Origin of the sequence: Desulfonatronovibrio hydrogenovorans DSM 9292, from assembly GCF_000686525.1 — a bacterium.
Taxonomy (GTDB): domain Bacteria; phylum Desulfobacterota; class Desulfovibrionia; order Desulfovibrionales; family Desulfonatronovibrionaceae; genus Desulfonatronovibrio; species Desulfonatronovibrio hydrogenovorans.
On sequence record NZ_JMKT01000009.1, the window covers coordinates 157030 to 183054 of the forward strand.

The 26025-nt window shown below is 48.5% G+C and carries 22 protein-coding genes; 12 read left to right on the plus strand and 10 right to left on the minus strand.

The features are described from left to right. The first annotated feature begins 763 nt into the window (after nt 1–763). The 4 genes from P771_RS0106030 to P771_RS0106050 all read left to right on the plus strand — a co-directional run bounded on the left by P771_RS0106030 (nt 764) and on the right by P771_RS0106050 (nt 4394). Nucleotides 764–1510: an N-acyl homoserine lactonase family protein gene (locus P771_RS0106030; RefSeq protein WP_028574434.1), complete on the plus strand. Its 747-nt coding sequence runs from the start codon at nt 764–766 to the stop codon at nt 1508–1510. A gap of 143 nt (nt 1511–1653) precedes the next feature. Beyond that, nucleotides 1654–2616, plus strand: coding sequence for a patatin-like phospholipase family protein (locus P771_RS0106035; protein WP_150112143.1), 963 nt, complete (start codon nt 1654–1656; stop codon nt 2614–2616). 125 nt (nt 2617–2741) lie between these two features. Then, on the plus strand, nt 2742–3401 hold the full coding sequence (locus tag P771_RS0106045; RefSeq protein ID WP_028574436.1) for a SagB/ThcOx family dehydrogenase: 660 nt from the start codon (nt 2742–2744) through the stop codon (nt 3399–3401). A gap of 12 nt (nt 3402–3413) precedes the next feature. After that, nucleotides 3414–4394, plus strand: a complete 981-nt coding sequence (locus P771_RS0106050) for a glycosyltransferase family protein (protein ID WP_028574437.1) — start codon at nt 3414–3416, stop codon at nt 4392–4394. 22 nt (nt 4395–4416) lie between these two features. On the opposite strand, the gene P771_RS18245 is transcribed toward P771_RS0106050, so the two are convergent. From P771_RS18245 to P771_RS0106095, 9 genes are all read right to left on the minus strand, one after another. After that, nucleotides 4417–7524, minus strand: a complete 3108-nt coding sequence (locus tag P771_RS18245; RefSeq protein WP_051617153.1) for a hybrid sensor histidine kinase/response regulator — start codon at nt 7522–7524, stop codon at nt 4417–4419. Beyond that, nucleotides 7506–8786 (minus strand): branched-chain amino acid ABC transporter substrate-binding protein, encoded by a 1281-nt coding sequence (locus P771_RS16680; RefSeq protein ID WP_051617154.1) that lies wholly within the window; start codon nt 8784–8786, stop codon nt 7506–7508. The genes P771_RS18245 and P771_RS16680 overlap by 19 nt, the downstream gene beginning before the upstream one ends. A gap of 162 nt (nt 8787–8948) precedes the next feature. Further along, nucleotides 8949–9266, minus strand: coding sequence for an AzlD family protein (locus P771_RS0106065; protein WP_028574438.1), 318 nt, complete (start codon nt 9264–9266; stop codon nt 8949–8951). Continuing rightward, on the minus strand, nt 9259–9972 hold the full coding sequence (locus P771_RS0106070) for an AzlC family ABC transporter permease (RefSeq protein ID WP_028574439.1): 714 nt from the start codon (nt 9970–9972) through the stop codon (nt 9259–9261). Before P771_RS0106070 ends, P771_RS0106065 begins: the two co-directional genes overlap by 8 nt. Nucleotides 9973–10043: 71 nt before the next feature. Further along, a complete protein-coding gene (locus P771_RS0106075) occupies nt 10044–11264 on the minus strand; it encodes a M24 family metallopeptidase (RefSeq protein ID WP_028574440.1) in 1221 nt (406 codons plus the stop codon). Next, nucleotides 11261–12109, minus strand: a complete 849-nt coding sequence (locus P771_RS0106080) for a GNAT family N-acetyltransferase (RefSeq protein ID WP_028574441.1) — start codon at nt 12107–12109, stop codon at nt 11261–11263. Before P771_RS0106080 ends, P771_RS0106075 begins: the two co-directional genes overlap by 4 nt. Nucleotides 12110–12139: 30 nt before the next feature. Then, entirely contained in the window at nt 12140–12571 is a 432-nt protein-coding gene (locus P771_RS0106085; RefSeq protein ID WP_028574442.1) for a PaaI family thioesterase, read from the minus strand. An 8-nt stretch (nt 12572–12579) separates the two neighbouring features. Then, nucleotides 12580–13491 (minus strand): DMT family transporter, encoded by a 912-nt coding sequence (locus P771_RS0106090; RefSeq protein WP_028574443.1) that lies wholly within the window; start codon nt 13489–13491, stop codon nt 12580–12582. Between the two features lie 12 nt (nt 13492–13503). Continuing rightward, the gene (locus P771_RS0106095; protein WP_028574444.1) at nt 13504–14658 is read right to left on the minus strand and encodes a sensor domain-containing diguanylate cyclase; all 1155 of its coding nucleotides are present in this window, start codon (nt 14656–14658) and stop codon (nt 13504–13506) included. Nucleotides 14659–14850: 192 nt separating this feature from the next. Between P771_RS0106095 and P771_RS0106100 the strand changes: the two genes are divergently transcribed. After that, complete coding sequence (locus P771_RS0106100; protein WP_028574445.1) at nt 14851–15123, plus strand: hypothetical protein; 273 nt, start codon at nt 14851–14853, stop codon at nt 15121–15123. A 32-nt stretch (nt 15124–15155) separates the two neighbouring features. Here the strand turns inward: P771_RS0106100 and P771_RS16685 are convergent, their stop codons facing one another. Continuing rightward, nucleotides 15156–15470 (minus strand): DVU0772 family protein, encoded by a 315-nt coding sequence (locus P771_RS16685; RefSeq protein WP_051617155.1) that lies wholly within the window; start codon nt 15468–15470, stop codon nt 15156–15158. Between the two features lie 314 nt (nt 15471–15784). Between P771_RS16685 and mfd the strand changes: the two genes are divergently transcribed. From mfd to glyS, 7 genes are read left to right on the plus strand one after another with little or no spacing between them, the layout of a single operon-like run. Beyond that, nucleotides 15785–19258, plus strand: a complete 3474-nt coding sequence (gene mfd / locus P771_RS16690) for a transcription-repair coupling factor (protein ID WP_084301717.1) — start codon at nt 15785–15787, stop codon at nt 19256–19258. A 6-nt stretch (nt 19259–19264) separates the two neighbouring features. Next, the gene (locus P771_RS0106115) at nt 19265–20206 is read left to right on the plus strand and encodes a peptidyl-prolyl cis-trans isomerase (protein WP_028574446.1); all 942 of its coding nucleotides are present in this window, start codon (nt 19265–19267) and stop codon (nt 20204–20206) included. A gap of 24 nt (nt 20207–20230) precedes the next feature. Then, nucleotides 20231–21163 (plus strand): SurA N-terminal domain-containing protein, encoded by a 933-nt coding sequence (locus P771_RS16695; RefSeq protein ID WP_051617156.1) that lies wholly within the window; start codon nt 20231–20233, stop codon nt 21161–21163. A 35-nt stretch (nt 21164–21198) separates the two neighbouring features. Beyond that, on the plus strand, nt 21199–22137 hold the full coding sequence (locus P771_RS0106125; protein ID WP_028574447.1) for a helix-turn-helix domain-containing protein: 939 nt from the start codon (nt 21199–21201) through the stop codon (nt 22135–22137). 5 nt (nt 22138–22142) lie between these two features. Next, a complete protein-coding gene (recO, locus tag P771_RS0106130; protein WP_028574448.1) occupies nt 22143–22862 on the plus strand; it encodes a DNA repair protein RecO in 720 nt (239 codons plus the stop codon). Nucleotides 22863–22901: 39 nt separating this feature from the next. After that, on the plus strand, nt 22902–23774 hold the full coding sequence (gene glyQ / locus P771_RS0106135) for a glycine--tRNA ligase subunit alpha (protein ID WP_028574449.1): 873 nt from the start codon (nt 22902–22904) through the stop codon (nt 23772–23774). A 44-nt stretch (nt 23775–23818) separates the two neighbouring features. Further along, a complete protein-coding gene (gene glyS, locus P771_RS0106140) occupies nt 23819–25906 on the plus strand; it encodes a glycine--tRNA ligase subunit beta (RefSeq protein ID WP_028574450.1) in 2088 nt (695 codons plus the stop codon). Nucleotides 25907–26025 lie beyond the last annotated feature (119 nt).

The following is a 26025-nucleotide window of genomic DNA, read 5'->3' on the forward strand; positions in this document are numbered from 1 at the left end:
CCTTTTCTGTTCTGAGATCTGTGACCTGCTCTTAAAGCATGGTTTTTTAGATATGTATAGTAGATTGAAGATCAGGAAAATGGTCTATTCCGGCAGGATAAGATATTAATTTGGAATCAGGAAAAAGATTATGGATATCAGAACAGGCAGATGATCAGTATTGAAATAATCAGAGTTCTCATTTTTTCCCCTCCTTGTAATGGCTGAGGACCCAGTTTTTTGTTCTTTGAGACCTGCTCAATGGTCTTGCCATCTATTTTGCAAAAATAAGGCCGGAATCCTGGCCTGCCATTTAAAAAACTGATTATATTTTTATCAATAAAGTTAGCAAGTTGTAAGTTGATCATTGTTCAGGGCTTTTAGGTGTCCATCCAGGCAGATAACGCTGATCCTGTCCTGTTACAAACTTGTAATTCAGGTTACTGTAGAGAGTTGGCTTCCAGGGAATATTGACTGGAGATGGTGGTTTTCCTGATAACCCCTTAAACAGGCTGGCGATTCCAGCAGTCCATGGATTTATATTTGTCTTTATCTGATACCCGGATCAGTTTTACCTGGTTCTTGCGAAGACAATTGTCCGGGGTTACACTGTCAACCATCCCAGCTCAGTTGTTATAGTGAGCAAAAAAGCAGAACATCAGATTGTCATGGACCATTGGGGCTTTCATAATAACAGGATTGAGCACAGATAAATGGATAATTAGACAGGTTAGAGATTAAAAGCGGACCAGAAGCAGTGGTGACTGGTAAAAGGAGTAATGTCATGGCCAAGTACCGCATCCATCCCCTGGTGGTTGGGTCCAAGCGATTTGACAAGTCAATGATGACTCATCAGTTCGGCTACGGAAAACCCTATATCATACCGATTTACTGCTGGTATCTGGAAGGGGGCGATGGACATATCCTCATTGATACCGGGGAAATGAGTCCTGTCCAATCAGTGGATCGGGAAAATGATCTGGGCGGCCCCATCCATACTTTTGAGCAGGCCCTGGCCAGTGTCGGAATTGAGCCCAAAGACGTTGATGCGGTTGTTCACACTCATCTCCATAATGATCATTGTGAAAACGATTATAAATGTCTGAACGCAGAAATATTTGTCCATCCCCTGGAGCTTGAACACATCCACGATCCTCATCCCCTGGATTATAGATATCTTGAGGATTGCATCCTGGATGTTGAGGAAAATGGACAGATCAGAACAGTTGAAAAGGATAGTCAGCTTTTTCCGGGTGTAAGAGTAATACATACCCCTGCCCATACACCAGGGGGCATGAGTGTACTGGTAGATACTTTGAGTGGTACAGCCCTGATTACTGGGTTTTGTGTTATCCAGGAAAACCTTGATCCTCCTAGAGAGGTCCGGGCCATGGAAATGGAGGTCATCCCACCCGGAACTCATGTTAACGTCTATGAAGCTTATGACATTGTGCTCAAGACTAGAAAAATGGCTGATATCATACTGCCTCTGCATGAACCGGCATTTGCCTCAGGTCAGGTCATCAGCTAGGCTTTTTTCAGCATTCTGTCCTACAAGCTGTATTGGACAATGATTCATGTTCAGGTAAAATGAATCAGGTTTGGATCCAGGCAGAGCCGGGGTTCCGTCCAATTCGAATGGATGTCTTAGATTTCAGATTTAGAGGTTAAGATTTGAAAGATAGAATCGTATTTTCAGGAGGATTGTGTACCAGGCGGACCTTTATAAAATCTGTTTCGGTTATTCTTGGCGGCATGGGATCAGCTTTAGTTTCTTTGGCTGGAGCTCAAACATCCCAAGGCAGGAAGGTTCGTCCCGAAATAGGACTGGCCCTTGGCTCAGGCGGGGCAACAGGTCTTGCCCATATACCCATGCTGGAGGTTTTTGATGAATTAGGTATTAAACCTGGGATCATTGCCGGCTCCAGCATTGGTTCCATTATTGGAGCCCTGTACGCATCCGGCCTGTCAGGGAAAGAGATAAGAAGGATTGTCAATGAATTTTCAGGTCTGAACATGGAAACTCTAAAAGTCCTGGTTCAAGGGGATTGGGGCCTGAAATTGACTGATCTGCTCAGGCTGGATCTTGATGCTGGAGGACTGGTGGACAGCCAGGGTTTTTTGAATTTTTTAAAAACAAAGATTCGGGTTTCTTCCTTTGAAGAACTGTCCATTCCGCTGAAAGTCGTTGCTGCCGACTACTGGAAGCGCAAACAAGTGGTTCTTGACAAAGGTGACTTGCTAAGTGCAGTCAAGGCCAGCATGGCCGTGCCAGGTCTTTTTGCACCAGTTGCCCTGAATGACAAACTGCTGGTGGACGGGGGAACAGTCAATCCCCTGCCATATGATATCCTGGAACAAGAGTGCGATATTGTCGTAGCTGTGGATGTTTCAGGAGATAGGACTGTTGAGCAGTCAGATCCCCCGGATCTTTCCGATTCCCTGTTCAATGCTTTTGAAATCATGCAGCAAAGCATTATTTTCGAGAAGATGAAGCACAGGCAGCCTGACATCTATATCAGGCCCCAAGTAAGGGATGTGAGACTGCTTCATTTTCACAGATTCGGCCAGATCTTTGAACAGGCTGTTCCAGCTGCTGATAAACTAAAAAAAGAGCTGAAAAGTTATCTGGAATAATCCCCTTATCTTGAGATCATCCTTTGTCATGATTGATCTGCAAAATAATGGGATCAGGAGGCCGGCCTTGCTGGAAAACAGGCTTATGGTGAACATGGATTACTTTGATTATCCGGAGGAAAACAATGCGCAAATCAGCAATCATGGTCTGGCTGGCCTGTGCCATTCTTTTTTTTGCTTGTCCCTCGTCAGCAGATAATCCAGGGGACATATTTCTGCCTCAGCCAAACCTGCAAGGGGGCAAACCATTGATGGAAGTCCTGAAAAAGCGTCAGAGCACCCGCTCCTTCAGTTCTAAGGCTTTGTCTGATCAAATGCTTTCTGATCTTTTGTGGGCTGCCTTTGGCATAAACAGACCGGAATCCGGGAAACGCACTGCCCCTTCAGCCAGAAACTGGCAGGAAGTGGATGTATACGCTGTCATGGAACAAAACGCCTACTTATACGAGCCCCAGACCAATATCCTCAGGTTAAAGGCAGAAGGTGATCTGCGTTCACTGACCGGGACCCAGGATTTTGTGGTTCAGGCTCCGCTGAACCTGGTCTTTGTGGCTGATACTGCCAGGATGACAGGCGTATCAGCCCATAACCTGGAAATGCTTGCAGGGGCTGATGTGGGGTTTATCAGTCAGAATGTGTATCTGTTCTGCGCTTCCAAGGAACTGGCAACAGTTGTCAGAGGTTCGGTGGATCGGGACAGACTGGGCCATGCCCTTGGTCTGCCTGAGACCAGCCTGATTGTTCTTGCCCAGAGTGTGGGCTACCCTGAAGCTGATGCTGAATAACGGGGAAGACAGGTGAGGGTAGTAATCTTTTTTCCTCCGGCAGCCGGGCTGACCGGAGGAATGCAGGTGCTGGTCCAGGTTGCAGAGCGGTTAAGAGAGTTGAGCCACTGTCCAGTCTTTTTTCTATGGGAAAAAGGTCCGGAAAAGTTTCTTAAAGACATGGGCTTTGAGGTGGTTGTCAGCAGGGATTTCAGATTTAATACCTATGACCTGTTTCTTGTGCCCGAAGGCTGGCCCAATGTCCTGGCCCTTTCCATGAAAGCCGGGATCAGAAATTTTGTCTATTGTCAGAACTGGGCGTACCTGTTCAGTGGGCTTCCCCAGGGTGTGTCATGGCATGACCTGCCAGTGGAATTCATTTCTGTCTCTGATCCGGTCAGGGTATTTATCCGAAAATCCCTGAACAGAAATACGCCGGTTATCCGGCCGGCCATTGATGACCAGATTTTTTATCCCCCAGAATCCAAACCCCGGGACCGGATTTACATAGCTTACATGCCCCGAAAGAACAAAGCCCTTTACAGACAGATCAGAAGGATATTCCAGGAGAGGAACAAAGACCTGGAAGTTAGCTGGGTCAGTATCGAGGGAGTGCCCCCTGACCAGGTGGCCGGTCATTTAAGAAAGAGCCATGTGTTCCTGGCAACCGGATTTCCCGAGGGTATTGGTCTTCCTCCTTTGGAGGCCATGGCCTGCGGTTGCTTTGTGACCGGATTTGCAGGTCTGGGAGGGTGGGACTATATGAGGCAGGCTGGTTCAGGTTATGTACCGGATATCCCTCTGCGACAGGTGGCATGGCAGGGCAATGGTTTTTACAGTGCTGACTACGATGTGCTGGATGCTGCTTTGAAGCTTGAGGCAGCAGTCAGGCTTTATAGAGACAGAGACCTTGGGCTGGAGGGCCTTCTGGAGCAGAGCAGACTGACTGTAAGGGCATATTCAAAAGAAAATCAGCAAAATGAACTTTCCCGGTGGATCAGGACTGTTAACTGACCAATGTTCATGATTTTCCAGGTCAAGACTGATCTTGGAGAACACGTTTCAATTCCTGCCTGAGATCTCCTAACCTGAAGGGTTTTTGCAGAAACCCGGCCAGTCCCTGACCTTCGAAACCCTGGGTGGCTTCCTGCTCATTATAGCCGCTGCAGAGGATCACTTTTATGTCAGGATTGATTTTTATTAGATGTTCAAAGGTCTCTACCCCGTCCATGTTGGGCATCATCAGATCAAGGATTACGCAGACAATTTCATGGGCACGCCCTTGAAACAGTTTGACAGCTTCTACTCCGTCCCTGGCGGTCAGGACTTTGAAGCCCATCTCATCCAGGGCTTCTTTTGCCAGGGTCAGAATCATTTCCTCATCATCCACCACAAGTATTGTACCGGTCATTTCTTTGTCCGGTACTTTTACGGCTGAATGGGTTGGACGGGTGGAGTCAGAGCCTTCCAGGCTGACTGATTTTGGAAAGAGAACCCTGATGGTGGTTCCTTTGCCAGGCGCACTTTGGACCATGATGGCCCCGTCATGGCCCTGGATGATTCCCAGAACAGCAGAAAGTCCCAGTCCGCGTCCGGTGAATTTGGTGGAAAAAAACGGATCAAACAATTTCTGCAGGGTTCTGGAATCCATTCCCTGGCCTGAGTCAGTAACCTCCAGCCATACATACCGGCCTGGCCTTGCTTTTTTCTCACACCGGCTTTTGCTTAAGTAATCAGAATCACAGTCCATTATTCCGCTGGATATGACCACCTCCCCTGGGCCGGACCCAAGGGCTTCCGAGGCATTGGTTATGAGGTTCATGACCACTTGCTGGATTTGACCCGGGTCAGCCTGGATTTTTGGAATATCCGGGTTCAGATCCAGCTTTAGATGAATATTCTTGGAAATGGTGGACATGAAAAGCTGAGCATTTTCCGAAGCAATCCGGTTCAGGTCAATGGATTTGATAACGAACTTGCCTTTGCCTGAATAGGCCAGCATCTGCCTGGTCAGATCAGCAGCTTTACTGGCAGCCTGCTGAGCCCGTTCCAGGCGGGTCCATTCTTTTGACCCGGGGGTGAGGTCGTCCATTACCATTTCCAGGCTGCCCATCATGGCTGCCAGCAGGTTGTTAAAGTCGTGGGCTATGCCACCAGCCAGCACTCCAAGGCTCTCAAGCTTCTGGGAGTGAAGCAGGCGTCTTTCCATTTTAAGCCGGTCTGCCTGGGCCTGCTTGACTTCAGTAATATCCCTGCCTGCTCCAACAATGGCCACAACATTGCCCTGATCATCCAGGACTGATTTGTCAGCCCAGGCCAGCCAGCGCCAGCCTTTTCTGGTCATTGCCCTTTGTTCAAGATAACAGGAATAGGGGGGTTTATACAGGCTTTCCATGGTCTTGGCAGTCTGCTCCTGATCCTCCTCATGGACCAGGGGCATGAAGTTCTGTCCAAGCAGCTCTTGCTCGGATTTTCCAAAAAGATCGCAATAGGACTTGCTTACAAACTGGAATCTGCCCTGCGCATCAATCTTGACCACCAGGTCGGTCTGGTTTTCCACCAGAAGCCTGTATTTTTCTTCATTTTTACGCAGGGCTTCTTCATATTGCTTCCTGGAGGTAATGTCCTTGAAGATGCATACAGTCTCACCGTCCATGGTCTTAAATTCACTTATTTCCAACCATGACCCTCCGGCCAGAGGTTCCTCAACAGGACTGCCAGGATTACGGTGATTCTGCAGTTTGCCTTCAATCCATTTTTGTTCATGATCAACTGCATTCAGAAATATTTTTTTCCGGGCACAGGCTGTTATAAATTCCTGATAGGAAGTTCCCTGAGAAGATTTATTTTCAAGGATATGAAAGAATTCCATAAAAGTGGAATTGTAAACTGTCAGCCGGTCCTTGTCGTCAAAAAGAACAAAAGCATCGTCAATTGATTCAATGGCCTGGAATAATCTGGCTTTGGCCAGCTCAGCCCTTTTTTCCAGGGTGTCCATCAGGCCTGACATTTTCTGGGCCATATTGTTAAAGGTCTGGGCCAGATGCCCCAGTTCATCGGAAGAAGTTACAGGAGCCCTGGCTGAGAGGTCCCCTGTACTCATCAGGTCAGCGGCTCTGGAAAGCCCGGCCACGTTTCTGGATATGCTTTTATAGATAATCAATGCTATGATGCCGGACAGTATCAGCGAGAAAATAAGGGTCATGCCCATGACCAGGTTGGCTGCAAGGGCGGTTCTGGTGATGAGGTTCAGGCCTTTACCCATTTCCTGATCAGCCTGGCTGACAAGTCTGGCTGAAATGGGTTCCAGGAATTCCATCTGAAGATCAAACTCGTTGAACTTGCTTATTATATCCCGGTCAATATCAAGCATACTTTCGGCCAGGGCTCTGTAGTCGTTGATAAGCCTGACCAGTTCTTGTCCATGGCCGGAATCAGCAAGATTATAGTTCAGGATGCCCTGTTCCAGCAAAGTCATTTTATTCAGGGCCGACTGCATATACGGTCTTTGTCTGGTTATCAGGTAATCCTTTTCAAAGGTCCTGGATTCAAGGGCCAGGATAAGCAGGTCCTGGTTCCCGACATTTTCAAGACCCAGAAACAGGGCATCAGAGACCTGGGTCAGTCTTTGCTGGACCCCGGTTTCCCGGCGTCCTATGAGGGAAACAAGTTCCACTGCCTCGTCTAAGGCCAGGGAGTAAAGCTCAGCTGAGGAAAGGTAAAAATCAATGTTAGCAATGTTTCTGCGAAACTCCTGACTGACCTGGGAATCGGCAATAAGCTGCTGAAGATCATGGCTTATGAAGACAACCCTGGACAGCTCCTCCCTGATTTGGGGCATGAAAAACTCATGAGCCCGGTCAAAGCCCATGGAAGGCCAGCGAAGGAAAAAATCTCTTTCCATCTGCCTGGTCCTCTGCAGCCCAGCCTCCATTTGTAAGGCCATATTCCTGATTTGGCTGCTGGTCAGGATGGTGTTTTCCATCCTGGTCTGAATGGTACGGATGGATGCAAAGCCGGTCAGGGCAACCAGGGCAATCAAAAGGAGCATGCAACCCATTGATATGGATAGTTTTTTGGCTACTTCAAGTTTTTCCCAGCCAGATTTTATGGATGGGATTATTCCTATTGCTCTTCTGAACAATTGAGGTCAGCTCCTGGTTCAAAAGTGGAGATTATGTTTTTGGACAGAGAAAGATAAGTGGCCTGTGGATTATCAAGACGGATCAGTTTGTACTTTGGAATTCCACAGTCACCGAACCTGTTGCAGGACAACCTGCCGGTTAGTCCATTAAAACCCTTTAAGGAGCAGATTTCTTCCCGCAGGGTGTGGCGACCAATGACCAGAGATCCTTCATCATTTATAAAGGCTGTATTTTCTAGAGCCTGAAAAAGCATCCTGGCTGCATCATAGTGGTGGCCGTAAAAGGTCCCAATGATGGTTTGCCCAAACATATCAGCATAATCATCGTACAGCTTTCTGGATTCGTGGCTTTCAGTCATGTACGGGGTGACGAAATACATTTCTCTGTTGATGTCCCTGATCTTCTTAATGAATGGTTCATTGACCAGTCCGTCTGCACCGACTAGAACCAGGTCTTTAAGGCCGCTCATGGTTGCGACCTGGTTTACTATGTAGTCGGCTTCAGGTGAGAAGATGGGAAAAAAGAGCATCCCTGCTCCAGACATTTCAATGCCATGAAGGAGCGGAGCCATATTCTGATCTCCCCGGGTCACCCCGCCGGAAAATACTGTTTCCCCACCTATTTTTCGGTATTCCAGCTCAAAGAGTTCAACCAGACTCCTGGTGTAAGGATCCCCGTCATTGACCGTGGCCGCTCTGGTGATGGCCAAGTCATTGATGGAAAAGTAAGCAACTGCATAGCCCATGAATTTGTCGTTGGGTGCAGTTCGGAAAAAACCTGAATGCCAGTGTTCTCCAGGTTGACCATCAAAACTGGTCAAAGATGGTGCTGTTGCTGATCCGGAAATCATTGACAATCCAGCCCTGGAAAAGATTTCTGCAGCCGGTATGCTGGATATGGAGCAGGTTCCTCCATGGACTGCCACGATTTGAGGGTTGCTGGCAATCTTTTGAGCGGTGATATATCCGCCTTCCCTTGTACATCTTTCATCTTCGGCAATTATGACGAGGGGATGGCCGTGAATGTCACCTCCCCACTGTGCTGCTGCCAAGCGGGCAATGTTTACGTTTTCCTGACCTAGAGGGCCAAGTTCACCGGTCAAGGCCTGCATGCTGACAATTTTTACGGGTTCACCCGGGGCCAGAATCACGCATCCCAAGGGGTCCTGACAGACAAAAGGTTCTTTGGAATCCCGGGTACAGCCGGATAATAAAAACAGGGAAACAAAGAGGAGCGTAAGAACGATTTTTAATCTGAACATATTCTGCTGCCTGATAATTACTTAAAAACATGTCTGGTGGCCATTGTGCACATTATGGTAAAATATTTTTCATTAATTCCCCATTGATGTCAATAATGAGACTAAAAAGTGACTCTACTGGTAAACGTGAAAACGCGGTCAGGAAAAGAGGTCGATCTATCTTTATCCGGAGAAGACCAGGTATCTGAGCAGGGAGACACAGATCAGTCCGGTGATCAGGGATGCAATAAGGTTGCGGGTTAATATGGCCACCAGGGCTGTCAGGGCGGCTGAGATGATTTCTGGCGGTCCTTTGTCCACCAGAGTGGGAACTATGATCGCTACCAGGATGGAAGCAGGGACATGGCTGAGAAAACACCTGACTCTGGGGGAAGGGTTGATTCGACTGACCACAAAGAGGCCACCAGCCCGGGTGAAGTAAGTGGTCATGGCCATGCCGATGATGGCTGCAATGGCGATCCAGCCGGAATAATCAGGCATCCCTGCATGCTCCTGTAAGGCCGCCGGCAAGGCCGCCAAAAATTATATACCATTTACCCGGCAATAGAACAAAGGCGATGCCTGCGACCAGACCGGCCACCAGCCAGACCGGTATCTGGGCCTTGCCTTTCCAGAAAAAGGTAAGCAGAGCGATGAAAACAGCTGTAAAGGCAAAATCCAGTCCAAGAATAGACGGATCAGCCAGGTATCTGTCAATCCAGTAGGCAGTAGCAGCTCCCAGCAGGGTGGCCAGGTTCCAGAATAGATAAATGCACAGACCAGATCCAAGAAAGAACCCGGCATCTCTACTTCCTGAGGCCATTTCTCTTACTGACAATGCCCAGGACTCATCAGTCATGAAAAAAAGGCTGAAGTATGTCTTGCCCGGGGACAGTCTGACCAGCCATTCCCTCATGGCTGCACCCATCAGGATATGTCTCAGATTGACCACAAAGGTGGTCATGACAATGGTCAGTATCGGCAGGTGGGGGCTCCACAACTCCAAAGCCATAAGCTGGGAAGCTCCGGCAAAGACCAGCAGGCTCATGAGCTGGGCTTGAACCAGGGTCATTCCGGCCTGGACGGCCAGCACTCCAAAGACCAGCCCGTAGGCGAATACTCCAAGCCCTAAGGGGATGCATTTATTAAATCCATTGCTGATTCCCTGTCTGGTGAATATGATCCGTGCGTCCTGACCTGTTTTCATTGATCTTAAGCTTTGAAAAAATTCTTGCTGGTTAATTAGAGAAAGACGTTTTTATGATTCCTGGCACAAAGTCAACAGCTGATTATTACCTGCTCCAGGTCCTTAGGAAAGGTGGACAGGAGAACGGGTTCGTCTGATATGCAGACCATGTCTTCCACCCTTACCCCTATCTGATCCAGATAAATGCCTGGCTCGAGGGCAAAAACCTGGTTTCTGTGAAATACAGCTTTGTTTTCTTCATCAGAGATAAAGGCAGTTGACAGACTTTCCCTGGCCTGACTCGGTTCATGGGTTCCAGGGGCAAAGTGTTCGGGGCCGGGCAGGCTCAGCAAGGGAGGCTCATGAACTTCCAGACCAATCCCATGTCCGGCAGTGTAGATCATGAATTTTTCATATCCCTTTTCCCTGAATATTTCTCTGATCGAGATTTCCGGACCATGAATATCTTGGCCTGGTTTCATGAGCTTAAGGGCGCTGTCAGAGGCCCTGCAGACCAGGTCATAGATCTCCAGAAACAGGGAAGATGGTTCAGGACCCAGGTAAAACATCCGGGTTATGTCAGACCAGTAGCCCCGTATCCTTGCCCCGTAATCAATAAGTACCGGTCCTTTATCCAGCTTCTCATCCATCCATCTGGAGAAAGCCAGAGCCGAGTTTTTTCCGGATCTGACCCTGCATTTGGTTTCGTCAGCTCCAAGGGACTTGGCTTTTGCATCAAATAATCCGGAAAGTTCCTTTTCAGTTATACCTGGCTGGATGTAGTTCTTGACTTCTTTCATGGATTGATCCGCAATATGGCAGGCCTTGGAGATGAAGTCGATTTCAAAGCTGTCCTTTCTGGATCTAAGGTCCATGATGGTCGGAGTAATATCGGTGTAATTGCGGATATTAAATTTTTCCAGAAGAAAGACGCTCAGGTAGCTCTGCTCGATGCCCAGGGGGGATTCAGCGATTTTTCTGATGAAACTTGAGAGCATGGTCCGGGGAGGGGGTTTGATAACCCCGGTATCGAGCATGCGCTGATAAGTGGTTTCAGCAATGTCCAGGCTGCCCTGGGTGACTTTTACCAGTGAGTCTTTCCGGGCTTCGGCATAAATCGATCCAGATGCCACCAGCTCCGGCTCACCGTGGGGCGAGACAACAAGAAATGAAGGTTCGTGGGGATAAACAGATGTCAGGTAGTAGATGTTTTCCGGATTGTGAATCAGAATTCCGGACAAGAGCATCTGGCTGGCTGTTTCCTGAAGTTTGTGAATTCGTTTCAGTCCGGTCATGATTTTTCTGTTGATCATGTTCTGGATCTCCTGAATATTTTTTTCCAGTCAAATGACGGTTTGCAGGTTTGAAAGTGATAAGGCAAGAAACGGACTGCCCCCCACTTGGCCTTGAAGCTTTCAATGCCGGGATTGATGCAAAGGCCGGTGTTCAGGTATTTCTTGTTCATGGATTTTAGCAGGTTAAGGGCATGATTCATGAGCAGGTCATTTATTCCAGGCACTCTATCCGAATCAAGGCTGGTAATATTGAAAAGATAGAAGCTGTAGTCGCCGTATCCGGGCTCAAACACATCAAATCCTGCCAGGGCATTGTTCTTTTTATGTCTGGCCTCAACCATCAGAGCCTGGCTTTGTTCAGCCAGGTAATCAGGAAGACGATGAAAAAAAACAGACTTTTCTTTAGCAAAGCCCTTTTTCCGGATAAATTCGGAAAGCAGTTCCAGGTGTTCTCTGGAAAAGCTTTCAGCTGTTTCCACCCGGACATCCTGGGCAGCCCGTTTGAGCATGTTGCGCAGCTTGGCATTATCCCTGATTTTTTTCAGTTCCAGGCAGGAGTAGAAGTCTTTCTCAAAAATAGTGGTTTTGTAGCCATCAATAGTCAGTTCCACCGGGGAGATGATTTTGAGGGTCCTTGGTTTTATCCTGGAAGCCAGTTCAGTGACATGGGCACCAAGATCTTTTCCTGAACCTTCCTCTTCCAGGGGGTAGGCAATAATGTTCAACTGTCCTGGCAGTGAATAATAGACAAGATCATTGTCAATAGCTGGATCAGCCTCAGAATAAGGGACCAGATATTCCGGAAGGTGTTCAGGAATATAGGCCTTTTTTTTCAGCTGCTGTAATCTTTGGTTGCTGGTCATGGTATATTATTGCAGGCAGAACTGGGCTAATCAGGACTTTGTGCGTCTGCGGATGTTGTATACGGCCCGTCCTTCGGCAATGATTCTGTCCTGGCAATCTTGGGCATATATAATGGTTTGAACGTTTCCCACCCGGTTGCCCAGCAGCCTGACCCTGGCTTCAGCAAAAAGAGATCCCTGGGGTGCAGGACGAAGATAGTCCACTCGCATGTCAATGGTGGCGATGGCATCCTCCACCTCGCAGCAGGTCCAGATGGCCACCCCTCCACAGGTGTCCACAAGGGTTGAAAGAACACCTCCGTGCAGGGCAGGTCTTCTGGGATCGCCAGTAAATTCCGGTTGGTACGGCAGATAGAGCCGGGCAAAACCTTTTTCAAGGTGTCTGATTCTGATCCCCAGATGCTTGTTAAAGGGCATCTGGTTTTCAACATAACTGATGAGCTGGGTATAGGAATCATTCATTGCTTGGCTTATGTTTCATGGGTTGGCAGGGTTGAGGGCCTTGTCTTCATCCTGACCCGGTTGGCCAGGTAAACACCGCTGCTGACCATGACGGCCCCGATGATCAGGGATGGATCAACAGATTCACCCAGAAAGACATAGCCGATGATTATGGCGAACAGGGGAACAAAATTGATGAACACTGCTGCTCTGGAAGGCCCGATGATCTTGACTGCCTGGTAGTACCAGGTGAATCCTAGAACTGTGCCGAAAAAACCAAGATAGGCCAGGCAGAGCCAGACAATCAAGGATAAGGAAGGCATAATGTCCAAAAGTCCTTCGCTCAAGGCCGGTCCCAGCAGGGCCAGGGTTCCAGCCAGACATGAATAAGTTACTGCAGAATGGGGTGAGAGCCTGGACATGGAATACTTGCCTAAAATCGAATAAATTGCCCAGCTGGCAACGCATCCAGCAATGGCCAGGTCGCCCATGGAAACGACCTGGTTCAGCAGATGAAAAGGATGTCCCCGGGTAATGGCCAGAATGGCCCCGCCCACGGAAAGAAGTATTCCAAATGCTTTAACAGGTCCCAGGGCTTCTCTGAAAAGCAGGGCCGCCAAAAGGGCGATGAAGATGGGGTTGGTGGCCACGATAACAGCAGCCCGGCCGGCCTCCACCGTCTGAAGGCCGGTGAAGAAAAAGACATTATAGGCAAATACACCGGTCATTCCAAGGAGCAGGACCTGGATCAGCTGACTTGAATTAATCTTGGGAAGACCACCTTCAAGTCTGCGGACCAGGTACACCAGACAGATGGTAGCGATGAAGAAACGGAGAAAAGACGCGGAAAAAGGCGGGATATCTCTGGCCACTATTCTGCCTGCGGTAAAGGTCCCGCCCCAGAACAAAGTGGCCAGAAGGAGTTTAATGTAGACGAGCAAGGTTGATATCCTTTAGCGGGACCGGCTGGACCCTTTTGCTGTATACATGCTCTGATCCGCTTTGATGATTAATTCCTCCAGGGATTCACCCTCAAGGTATTCCCCTATGCCCACTGATGCGGAGATAGTGATTTTTTGTCCCTTTTTACAAAGGTCTGACAAATCAATGGCCCTGATCTGATCCTGGATTCTTTTGATTGTAGCCTGGGCCGCATGGGGATCTGTGCCGGGTAGAAGAACAACGAACTCATCTCCCCCAAGCCGGACAAAGATGTCATATTCCCGGATTATGGACTGGATGCGTCTGGCTGTTTCGATGAGGACCAGGTCTCCGCAGTGATGGCCCAGAGAGTCGTTGACACTTTTGAATCCGTCCAGGTCTATGAAAAGCAGGGAAACCGGGAATTTTTCTCTCTGGGCAAATTCAAGGATGCGCGGAGCGTGTCTCATGAGGTATGTCCGGTTAAAGGAGCCGGTCAGGTGATCCAAGGTATTTTCCAGGACCAGTTTTTCGTGCTCCCTGAGACTGACAATAGTCCAGGCCAGAATATCGGCAAAATGGTCAACAAAGTCAGTAGCTATTTCGCCTGAGAACCTTTGTTCGTCCGAATCAAAGAACAGGAGCATTCCAATGGCTTTTTCCGGAACATATTTGTCCTGCAGGGGAAAAATAATTACAGACCCGGCAGAATGAGATTCAAGACAGTTTAAAATAACATCTTGAAAATATATTTGCTTGGCAGCCATATCCCGGGCCCTGCCCAGAACAGATTTTTTCCCGGATTTCAGGCCGAGGTTTGCTATGGAACTGTCTATCATGTCTTTGGAGATGGTCTGAATCGAGGATGGAACAAACCGGGCATATTCGTCACTTTGCAGAACCAGGCGAATCTCTTCCAGATCGAGCTTGAGCTTCAGGTTCTGCAAAAGATCAGGCAGGCCGGAGAGGCTGGTGGTGGCCTGAGCCAGACTGCAGCAGTCCCGGAATTTATTAAAGGCCTCCAGGCTGCGGTGATAGAGCCTGATATTCTGTTTAAGCTGTTCCCTCAGGTCGGTCGTTTCAGTTACTGATTCAACTTCTCTAGGCTGCACAAGGCTCTTTTTAGCTGGACCGGACTTTTGATTTTGTCTGGCCCTGTTGGTCAGTCTGCCGAAGATGTTTCCCATCAATTGGATAGTCCCTGGGAACTGGTTGAAGGCTGTTGCGGGTTTGCCTGGACCATTTGAAATTAATCGTAAAAATTATTAAATTATTGCATTTTCCCATGCTTGGCAACCTGGAAAATCAAATTGCTTTCTAAAGTTATACTTTAACTAGCCGATAATATTGACAAGCAACTCCAGCAGCGGAGGTTGGACATGCTTGTACAGAATTTTTTCCAAGTTACCCCCAAAAGCGGGGATGAAATCAAGTCCGAGCTGTGGCAAAGCAACCGGGAGATCAAGATTGATCCAGATGCTCAGGGGGGCAGGGATTCAAAGTCACATGGGCGTGATTTTAAGGGGAGAAAGGAGAAAAAGGCTTCTGACTCCCTGAACAGGGAGTCAGAAGCAGTTCATCAGTCTCAGACCGGTCCTTACGAGGTCTACAATCGTAAAGGCAGGGTGGTTCGGTTGAAGATTTCAGCCTGACTTTTTCATGCTCTCTGCTGTGCTTTGACCGGTCAAAATTGTTTTTTCAGCCATTCTTTTATTTCATCCGGCAATTCATGGCTTCCCTTGGCCTCGCAACAATGCCAGAATTCTCTGGGCAACTCCATCTCGTGCAGGGTTTCAGAGCCGTCCTTGGTCATTTTCTGCAGCCTGACCAGATACGGTTCTTTCCAGGAATCAACAGAAAAATAATAGGATTCTTCGTCGGAATTCTGATGGCGTCCTGTATACCCGGTGTTGCCCCATTCCAGATGCAGAGCCACTGCATCGGCCGGACCAATGTCCCAGTTTATGGGCAGGTCTTTGAATTTTGACAGTTCTCCCATGTTGCCTCCTTATTTACCAACAGACTAAGAGCTTCCAGGGTCAGACCTGGATGACAAGAGCTTATTTCAATCCCCACCACTGGATAGGTCAGGAAGCGGTTCAGAAAATATGGCCTTGTCCTGATTTGTTCCATACTTATTAATATATCAGTATATTTTTTTTCAGATGGATTCAATTCATTTTTTCAAATTTGCTGAAAACCCAGGTTTCATAAATTGCAAAAAAGCTGTTTCAGGGATATAGCGCTCAGGTCTTGAACGCAAACAGTTTTCATTCATCAACCAATAGCTAAAGAACAGGCGGTGATCAGGTTTTGTTTTTAGAGCCCCAAATCAGGAAAAGCATTGCCGGACTTGGAGAGGAAAATAACCACCTCTACGTGCACAAATCAGGACCGGCTACTGCGGTATACTTGGCCAGACACCTTCAGAAGCAGGGCAGAAATGTTGTTATTGTGGTCCCTACCGGACAGGACCTGGGAAGTTATGCCAGACTGGCCGAAATATTTGCCCGGGATGGTTTGAGGACGGACAGGTTTTGGGAGTCAACCTGGCATGTGTTTCCGGAAAGTGATTCCAGCAAGAGAGTCAAATGGGCAAAGATCTGGTCCGGACTGCTGGGGATGATCACCAACAGCGCATGTGTGTCTGTTATTCCTTCAAATTTTCTGCTCCACTATCTTCCACCAAAAAAACTGGTTGAGAACACTTTTTTGCTTCTGTTGCGCGGTGAAGAGGCTGAGCCAGAAAAAATCATGTCCAGGGCTGTAGACTGGGGTTATGAAAGGAGGTCAACTGTTGCTGAAACCGGTGAAGTTGCCCTGAGAGGGGATATCCTGGATATTTTCCCACCTGGATATGATCATCCCGTCCGGTTAGAGTTTTTTGGGGACAATCTGGAAAGCATAAGGACTTTTGAGGCTCTGACTCAGAGGTCCAGGCAAGAGCTGGATGAATGCCTGATTCTGCCTGTATCCGGCTGTATCCTTGAGGATGCGCTGATGGCTGAATATAATCAAAAGGTTGGCCATCTCAAGGCTACGGGCGAAATCAGTTCAGATACCCTTTTTGCCCTTTCAGAATTGCTTAAAGCAAAACCAGGGGATTTTCCCGTAAGTCTGTTTTATAAAAATCCCGGAACCTGGTCTGAATTCATTGCTGAGGACGCATGCTTCATCCTGGTGGACACCACTGAAATCCGGACCGGCCTTGAAGAGGAAGAATGGAAGCTGACTCGATGGGCCAAGGAGCAGGGTTATCCTGTTTCCCAGGCTCTTCAGCCCAGTGTCAGGGCCAGAACAGTTTGGCAGGGCAGGGAGCAGGTAATTTTTGAAAAGCTGGTCATGGGTCAGAGAAGCAAAGGCATTGATCTTGGAGAGAAAAGAATCAGGTCTTTTTCAGATCTTTTCTGGAAACCAGAAGAGACCAGACGCCCCTGGCATACATTTGTTGAGGCCTTAAAGCAGTGGAAACATACCCAAAACCAGGTGATCCTGTCCTTCAACACCCAGGCCTCCAGGAATAAATTCTTAAAGATTATTGCCCAGGAAAATATTGAAATCAGCAGGACCTATGACCCTGACCGCAAAGGGATTTATGCTGTTGTTGCTGAAATCGGCACGGGTTGGGAGCTGGAGTGGAATCACCTGCTGATTCTGGGCGAAGATGTGATCCAGCCGGGAAAGAGACATTCCATCAGGCCGGGAGCAGGAAAGTTTGCAGGTATTACCAGCGTTGACGAAATAATCCCTGATGATCTCGTGGTCCACAGGGATTACGGACTGGGCCGTTTCGGCGGGTTGAAACGGGTCAGTGCTGGAAAATCGGTCAATGATTACCTGCTTATTTATTATGCCAATGAAGATATCCTTTATATCCCGGCTGACCGGTTTTCCCTGGTTCAGAAATACAAGGGGCCGGAAGGGGTTTCTCCATCCCTGGACAAGCTTGGGGGAACCGGGTGGTCCAAGACCAAGGACCGGGTTCGTAAAGCCATTGAAAAAATTGCCAGGGACTTAGTCGATATGTATGCATACCGCAAGGTGACCAAAGGATATTCTTATGGCCCGGCTGGGGAACTGTTTCGTGAATTTGAGGCTACTTTCGGGTTTGATGAGACACCTGACCAGGAACAGGCCATCAGTGATGTCATGCAGGATATGGAACGGCCTCAGCCTATGGATCGTTTGATCTGTGGAGACGTTGGCTTTGGCAAGACCGAAGTTGCCATGCGGGCCGCTTTCAGAGCTGTGCAGGACGGCAAGCAGGTGGCCATTCTCTGTCCCACCACAATCCTGGCTGAGCAGCATTATCAGAATTTCAGGCAGCGCATGGAAGATCTGTCTGTAAACGTGCGCATGCTGAGCCGCTTTATCCCTAAGGCCAGGCAGAAGGTCATCATCGAGGCTGCCAAGAGGGGGGAGGTGGATATCATCATTGGTACCCACCGAATTCTGTCCAAAGATGTCCAGCTCCCCAGGCTATCCCTGCTCATTCTTGACGAAGAACAGAGATTCGGAGTCAAGCACAAGGAAAAACTTAAGAAATTTCGACAGAATATTGATGTTCTTACTTTGACTGCGACTCCTATTCCCCGGACTCTCCAACTCTCATTGTCCGGAATCAGGACCCTGAGTATTATTGAAACACCTCCGGTTGACCGCAAGCCGGTTGAAAGCTCCCTTATTGAGCGGGACAATGATTTTCTGAAAAAAGTCATCTACAGGGAGCTGGAGCGGGAAGGGCAGATATTCTGGGTCTTTAACCGCATTCAGGGACTGGATGAGGTTTTGAGATATGTTCAAGAGCTGGCTCCAGAAGCCAGGGTGGCCATGGCCCATGGTCGGATGGCTGAACGTGACCTGGAAGAAACCATGCATAAATTCTGGCATCATGAACTGGATGTTTTAGTCACCACAGCTATTATTGAATCCGGGCTGGATTTCCCCCGGGCCAATACTCTGATTGTTGATCAGGCTCATATGTTCGGCCTTGGCCAGCTGTATCAGCTCCGGGGCAGAGTGGGCAGATCAGAGCGCCAAGCCTATGCCTACTTCATGGTCCCCTCCTTTGAGGGCCTTTCAGAACAGGCCAGAAAGAGGATGCAGATCATCCTTGACATGGACTACCTTGGGGCAGGATTTCAGGTGGCAATGGAAGACCTGCGGCTGAGGGGAGCCGGCAATCTGCTGGGTGAGGTTCAGTCCGGACAGATCGGACGAGTCGGACTTGATCTGTTCCTGGATATGCTTCAGGAAGAGGTCAGTCGGCAGAAAGGTGAACCAGTGGACAGGGAGATTGAACTGGAGGTCACCATAGGATTCGAGGCCTTTATTCCGGAAACCTATATATCAGACTCATCAGAGAGGCTCAAGTATTACAGGGTGTTGTCAGCATGCAGGGACAGTCAGTGCATTGATCAGGCTGCCCAGGGATTGCGGGACAGGTTTGGGAAAATTCCGGATGAACTGCATAATTTTCTCAATGTGTTAAAAATAAAGCACCTTCTAAAGCCACTGGGGATCTCCAGAGCCGACTTTCAAGCAGGGAAATTTATCCTGGAGTGGTCTGATCAGATTCATAAAATAAGCCCGGAAAAACTGGTGGACTGGATTGAAAGAAATAAGACTGGGGCCAGGCTTATTCCTCCATCCAAATTGGAGTTGCGTTTGTCGGATAATATATCTATTGATGAATCTCTTAAGGAAACCAGTGAAGTTGCTGCTGATCTTGTCCGCTGCCTGACTGATGACCCTGAAACTGAGAAACATGCCCAGCTGCATGGTTAGAGAGTGATGACCAAGTTTATCGGTTTGTTTTTTCTTTTTATCTGGATGACCGTTCTTTCCGGATGTGGAGATTATGAATCCCAGCCCGGGGTTGTGGCCAGGGTGGATGGGTCACCCATCTACCTTGAAGAGATCGAGTCCAAGTACGATATGTTCTTTTTTGAGTGGTCTGACCACCTTCCACCCTCGGTGCAGAACTTGAAGAACACTTACGGGGAAGTCCTCCTTGACCTGATTCTGTTAAAGCTGATCAATAATGAACTGGAGTCGCGAAATCTTGAAGTGACCCCGGGCGAAGTTCAACGGATTGAGGATGATATCCGCAGTGATTACCCTGAGGGTGAATTTGAAAATATGCTCATTGAAGAGTATATTGATATCAACTTCTGGAGAACCCAGATCAGGCACAAGCTGTTGTGGGAAAAATTCGTGGCCAGGGTGCTCATGCCCCAGGCCGGAGTAGAACTGAGCGAAGTTCAGGATTATTATTATAATAATCTCAGTGAGTTTTACATTCCTGATCGGATGGTCTTCTTATATCTGGGCTCGGCTGAACAGGAAGTCCTGGAAAAGGCCCTTGAGCTGTTCAAAGCCAGTCAGGATGTCAAGGAGTTAAGGGATAAATTTGGCAATATTGTGGCAGCCCAGTATGAGATGAGGGTTGATCAGCTGCCCCAGAACCTGGCCGGAGATCTCAAGACCCTTGAACCGGGTCAGAACAGCCGGATCAAGACCGGATCCCAGGAAGGAATGTACACCCTGTACCTGATGGAGCTCAAGGAAGGGCAATTGCTCAAGCCTCATCAGGTCTACAGCATAATCGAGAAAAAACTCACGGACCAGAAACTGAGGGTGGTTTTTCAGGAGTGGCTTGGTCAGGCTCTTGATGAGTCGAGGGTGGAGATAAACAGCGTTCTTATGGAAGAGATAACCGGCAGGAATCAGTAATTCCGCCTAACCCGCACATTTTTTATGATAAAAAAGATAGTTTTTTGTTTGCTGATTTTTTTTCTGACTGTCCAGCATTCCGGAGCAACTCCTTTGGTCAACAGAATCGTGGCTGTGGTCAACGGACAGAGCATAACCCTTCTTGAACTGGAGGCCAGGCTGAAACTCTTGCTTGGCCTTTTTGAAGACATCAGGATTGAGGACTTGCCTGAATCACAGCTTAAGCAGACCAAGGCCCAGGTTCTTCAGCAGATGGTCAATGACATTCTGCTCAGGCAGGAAGCGGACAGGTTTGGAATAGAAGTAAGTGACAGAGAGATAGAGAATCATATCAGACAGGTTCGACAGGAAAACGATATGGACGAGGAGCAGTTTCTTGAACACCTCCGAAGCCAGGGGCTGACCAAAGAGGCCTATAAAAAGCAGACCAGGGACTCCATCCTCAGGCAACGGGTCCTGACCATGATGGTCCGCAGGAAGGTGGTGGTCACCAGAGAGGAAATCGAGGACTTTTATCATCGAAACACCTCCAGCTTTCTAGAGGAAAAAAGAGTCCATTTAAAGGTCATTCTTGTGGCTGATTTTGATAAGGCAGTCCAGGTCAGGGAATTGATAAAAGACGGAGAAATAAATTTTGATCAGGCTGCAGCTGATTTTTCTCAGGGTCCCAGCCCTGACAGGGGTGGGGATCTGGGCTTTGTCCACTGGGAAAGGCTTGCCCCGGAATGGCGTCAGGCCCTGGACGGACTTGAGGAGGGCGACATCAGCCAGCCTTTTGTGGTCCGAGGATCAGGGGCCTTGCTCAATGTGGTTGAGATCCAGGCAGGTGGAGCTGTTCCTCTGACCGAGGTTGAGGACGAGATCAGACGTGAAATATTTGATGCCAAACTGGATCAGAGGTTTGAAGAGTATATTCAAGGACTTCGAGAAAGAGCGGTTATAGATGTCCGGCTGTAAATTGCTGCCGGGAATCGTTACTGCCGGGAGATGATATGGAACTCTTGGATATTGGCAGTGAATTAAAGGCTGAAAGAGAACGACGGGGAATTACCCTGGAAAAGGTCAATGAAGATACTAAAATAGGGATTTATTTTCTGGACTGCCTGGAACAAGGCAAATTAGATCAGATGCCTCACCCGGTCTATGCCCGGGGGTTTGTCCAGAATTATGCCCGGTATCTTGGCCTTGACTGGAAAAGGATCGGGGATGATTTTTCCAGCCTTTACTTTGCAGAAGATCATTTCAGCACCATGAATGCCGAAGACCTGCCCACTTCTTTAAGGGTTGCCGGGAAAACTGAGGATTATTCAAAGTATATCAAGCTGCTGGTCATGGGGCTGGCCCTGGCTATTGTAGTGGGATTTGGATGGTTTGTTTATTCTTCCTTTTCTGAACGTTCAGCAGGTCCAGGCCCGGAACAGGTTTTTCAGGGAAGTGACCAAGATGTTGGAGTCTCTGACCTGGTGCTGGAGCCGGACCCAGAAGTTAACGATCCCCAGGCTTATTCTCCGTCTCAGGAGGATCAGTCTGCATCAGCACTGCCATCATCGCCTCCATCAGAACCGGATTTCCCAGGCCTCTCTGAAATTTCAGAGCTGCCCCAAGAGGTCCAGGATTTTAATCAGCAGGAGTCTTCTGCTTCCCATGATCCGGAACCTGTGGGACAGGCTGGATTGCCAGATCAGCCAGAAGTTCTGGAGATAAGAGCCAGGGAGGATTGCTGGCTTATGGCTGTGGCTGACGGTGCAGCCCGGGAAGTCTATCTCAGGGCTGGTGAGCGGATAAGGCTGGAGTTCATGGACCAGATCAGGGTCACTTTTGGCAATGCCGGAGGGGTGGATATCCTGCTGAATAACAGTGAGTATCCTTTTGAAGCCAGGTCTGGCGAAGTGAAGACTCTTGAAGTGACTGCGTCCAGCTCTGCCCGGTAAGTTAAATGGATTTTTCTGAAAAGGTACTGGTTGTCCGGACTGGCCGGTTCAGGGAGTACGATCTTTGGGTCCGCTTTCTGTCGCCATCCAAGGGGATGCTCACCGGGTTTGCCTTTGGAGGCTGCAAAAGCAGGCGGCGTTTCAGCGGGTGTCTGGATGTCCTTAATCTGGTCCTGTTCAAGGTGAGTTCAGGACCGAAAAACAAGTACCTGACCCTTGAAGAGGGCAGCCTTATCAGGGGGTTCCAGGGTCTTAAGAGTGATCCACCAAGACTGGGTATGGCAGTTAACTGCGTTCGCTTTGTGCAAAAAATCTGTCTGGAAGGTGATGAATCATCCCATATCTATCATCTACTGCTTGACTGCCTAGCTACCATTGAAGACAGCAAGGATATTCCTTCTTTTTTTCCTCTGCTGTTCAGGGCCAAAGCCGTTTTTATCCATGGATACCGGCCAAACCTTGACCTTTGCCGCAGATGCAACCTTCCCTTGAGCAGGATCAAGGATCCGGGTTTTCTGTTTGCTGAAGGCGGAGTTGTCTGCAAGACCTGCAGCAGGGCTCAGGACCGTATTCTTCAGGTCAGGCAGGACTCACTGCATTTTGTCAACATGCTCATGATGTCTGGTCCGCAACTCTGGACCGGCTGGACTCCATCCATGGAAGTTCTGCAGGATTGCTTTCACATGGTTGAGTCCTTTGTCCAGTATCACCTTGAAGAATTCTAGCTGGCTGATCTTGCAAAATCGATAAACGGAGCTGTAACAATGTTATTTCAGGATGTGATCTTAAGTCTGCAAAAATTCTGGACTGATCAAGGCTGTATTCTTCAGCAGCCTTACGACCTGGAGGTGGGGGCAGGCACCTTTAACCCGGCGACCTTTTTACGGGTGATTGGGCCCGAACCCTGGAGAACAGCCTATGTAGAGCCTTCCCGAAGGCCTACTGACGGCAGATATGGTGAAAACCCCAATCGGCTTCAGCATTATTACCAGTTTCAGGTCATATTAAAGCCCTCACCAGTGGATATTCAGGACATTTATCTGAAAAGTCTCCAGGTCCTGGGCATTGATCCGGCCAGGCATGATATCCGGTTTGTTGAAGACGACTGGGAATCTCCAACTCTGGGAGCCTGGGGGCTTGGCTGGGAAGTCTGGCTCAACGGCATGGAAATCACTCAGTTCACCTATTTTCAGCAAGTAGGTGGAATTGACCTTGACCCCATAAGTGTGGAAATCACCTATGGCCTGGAAAGGATATCAATGTACCTTCAAGAAAAGGAGTCAGTTTATGACCTGGCCTGGAACAATCAGGTGACTTATGGCCAGGTTCACCACCAGGGCGAGGTGGAGCATTCCAGATATAATTTTGAAAAGAGCAACCCGGAAATGCTCCTTTCTTTTTTTGACAGCTGCGAAAAGGAATGTCTGAGTCTTTGTTCAGAAGATCTGGCCTGGCCTGCATATGACTATTGCCTGAAATGTTCACATACTTTCAATCTGCTGGAGGCCAGAGGGGCCATCTCCATCACTGAACGCACCGGTTATATAGCCAGGGTCAGAAACCTGGCCTCCAGGGTGGCCAGGATTTACCACCAGCAGCGAGAGGAAATGGGGTTTCCCCTGCTGAAACAAGACTGATGCCAACAGGTTGAGTACCATAATCTTTTACAAGGATTTAGGATATGTCTGACTTTGTACTTGAAATCGGCTTTGAGGAGATGCCAGCCAGGTTTCTTCCAGTGCTGACCAGAAATTTGAAAGTATCATTCATGGCCCTTTTGGACAGGGAGATGATCAAATATCAAAAGGTGGAATCTTATTCGACTCCCAGGAGACTTTCTGTTCATGCCTACGCAGTGTCTGCGGTCCAGGAAAAAAAAGAAGAACTGGTTACTGGTCCTCCGGTTTCCATTGCCTTTGATGCACAAAACAGTCTGACCAAGGCAGGAATTGGTTTTGCAAGGTCTCAGCAGGTAGATGTGAGTGATCTGTTCAGGCATCCAACTGAAAAGGGTGAATACCTGGCTGTTAAAAAGATTATTGGAGGGAAAAAGACCCTCAAGGTGCTTCCGGATATCTGTGCCCAGGCAGTCAACGGACTGGTCTTTCCCAAAAAAATGCGCTGGGCCGACAGCTTTACCTTTGGCCGTCCCATCCGCTGGATTCTGGCCCTTTTTGATGATCAACCAGTGGATTTTTCTATATCGGATATCCAGTCAGGATCAGTTACCTTCGGGCACAGGGTTCTTGGCCCGGGTCCCTGGGAAGTAGGTCATGCTTCAGAGTATTTTGACATTTTATCCGGGCAGGGCAAGGTTGTTCTGGATCCTGAAAAAAGAAAAGAAATGATCAGCACTGACACGGCTGGGCTTGCTGCTGAAATTGGAGGAAATGTTGTTGAGAATCAGGGGCTGATCAAGGAGACTTCATATCTGGTTGAATTTCCCAAGGTGGTGCTGGGAGGTTATGATCGGAAATATCTTGAACTTCCCCGCGAAGTGCTTTTGACCAGCATGGAAACCCATCAGAAAAGTTTTGGTCTGGCCGACGAAGCTGGCAATCTGCTGCCTTATTTTTTGACGGTCATTAACAACGACCCTCTGGACCTTGATCTGGTCCGCAAGGGATGGGAGAGGGTGCTCAAGGCCCGGCTTGAAGATGCCATGTTTTTCTGGAATGCAGACCGGGCAATTACAGCTGAGGAACGCTTGAAAATGCTGGACAGAGTTGTTTTTCTGGCATCCCTGGGAACCATGGGTGATAAATCACGGCGCCTGGAGAAAATTTCCGGATTCATCTGCGATGATCTGGGAGAAAGCCGCAAGGCTGACATCCGTAAAGCTGCCCTGATCTGTAAATCCGACCTGGTATCCGAGATGGTGGGTGAGTTTCCTGATCTCCAGGGAATCATGGGGGGAATTTACTCTTCCCTGGAAGGGTATGGACAGGACATTTCCAAGGCAGTTTACGATCATTATCTCCCATTGGGACCGGATTCACCACTTCCTTCTGACATTGCCGGGGCAATAGTTTCCCTGGCTGACAAGGCTGATAACCTTACGGGCTGCTTCGGGCTGAATTTGATCCCAACTGGTGCGGCTGATCCTTACGCTCTGAGACGGCAGGCCCTGGGCATGATCAGGATCATCCTTGATCAGGGTCTTGACATTGATCTGCGAAAACTCTTTCATTTTTGCAGCAGGTCCTATTCAGGAGTGAAGTGGAAACTCGATCTCTATCAGGCCCAGGAAAGTCTCCTCCAGTTTATGTCGGCCAGACTCAAGTCCCTATGGCAGGGCAGGGGAGTTGACGGCAAAATTGTGGATGCAGTCATCCAGGCCGGATCTGAGAATATACTCGTGGCTGAGAAACGGCTTGATTCCCTGCTGAGGTTCAGCACGCATCCTGACTTTGAAGCTGCGGTTCTGACCTTTAAAAGAATTGACAATATTGTCCGTAAACAGGGCAGGGAGGACGGAGTCGAGCTCCAGGATGATTTCAATCCGGAACTGCTGCAGGATGCGCAGGAGGTTGCCCTTGGTCGGCATATTCAAGAGGTGGTCAAGGATTGGGATGAGCAATGGAACAGAAAAGAATTTGACCTTCTTTTTGCCCGGCTCCATGAACTGCGTCCGTTAATAGACGATTTTTTTGATGGGGTCATGGTCATGTGCGATGATCAGAATCTGAGGCAAAACAGGCTCAACATGCTCAATACTTTGTCCAAAAGGCTTGGCAGCCTGGCTGATTTTTCAGCCCTTCAGGTTTAGGCGGAAGGAGATCGAAAAAAAACTTGACATGCCGTGTTGCTTGGGCCTAAAAAACTAGGTTTTGGAAAACAACAGAGTTTATTAATTATATTCAGGAATCAAGAATCAGGAGGTTTTGA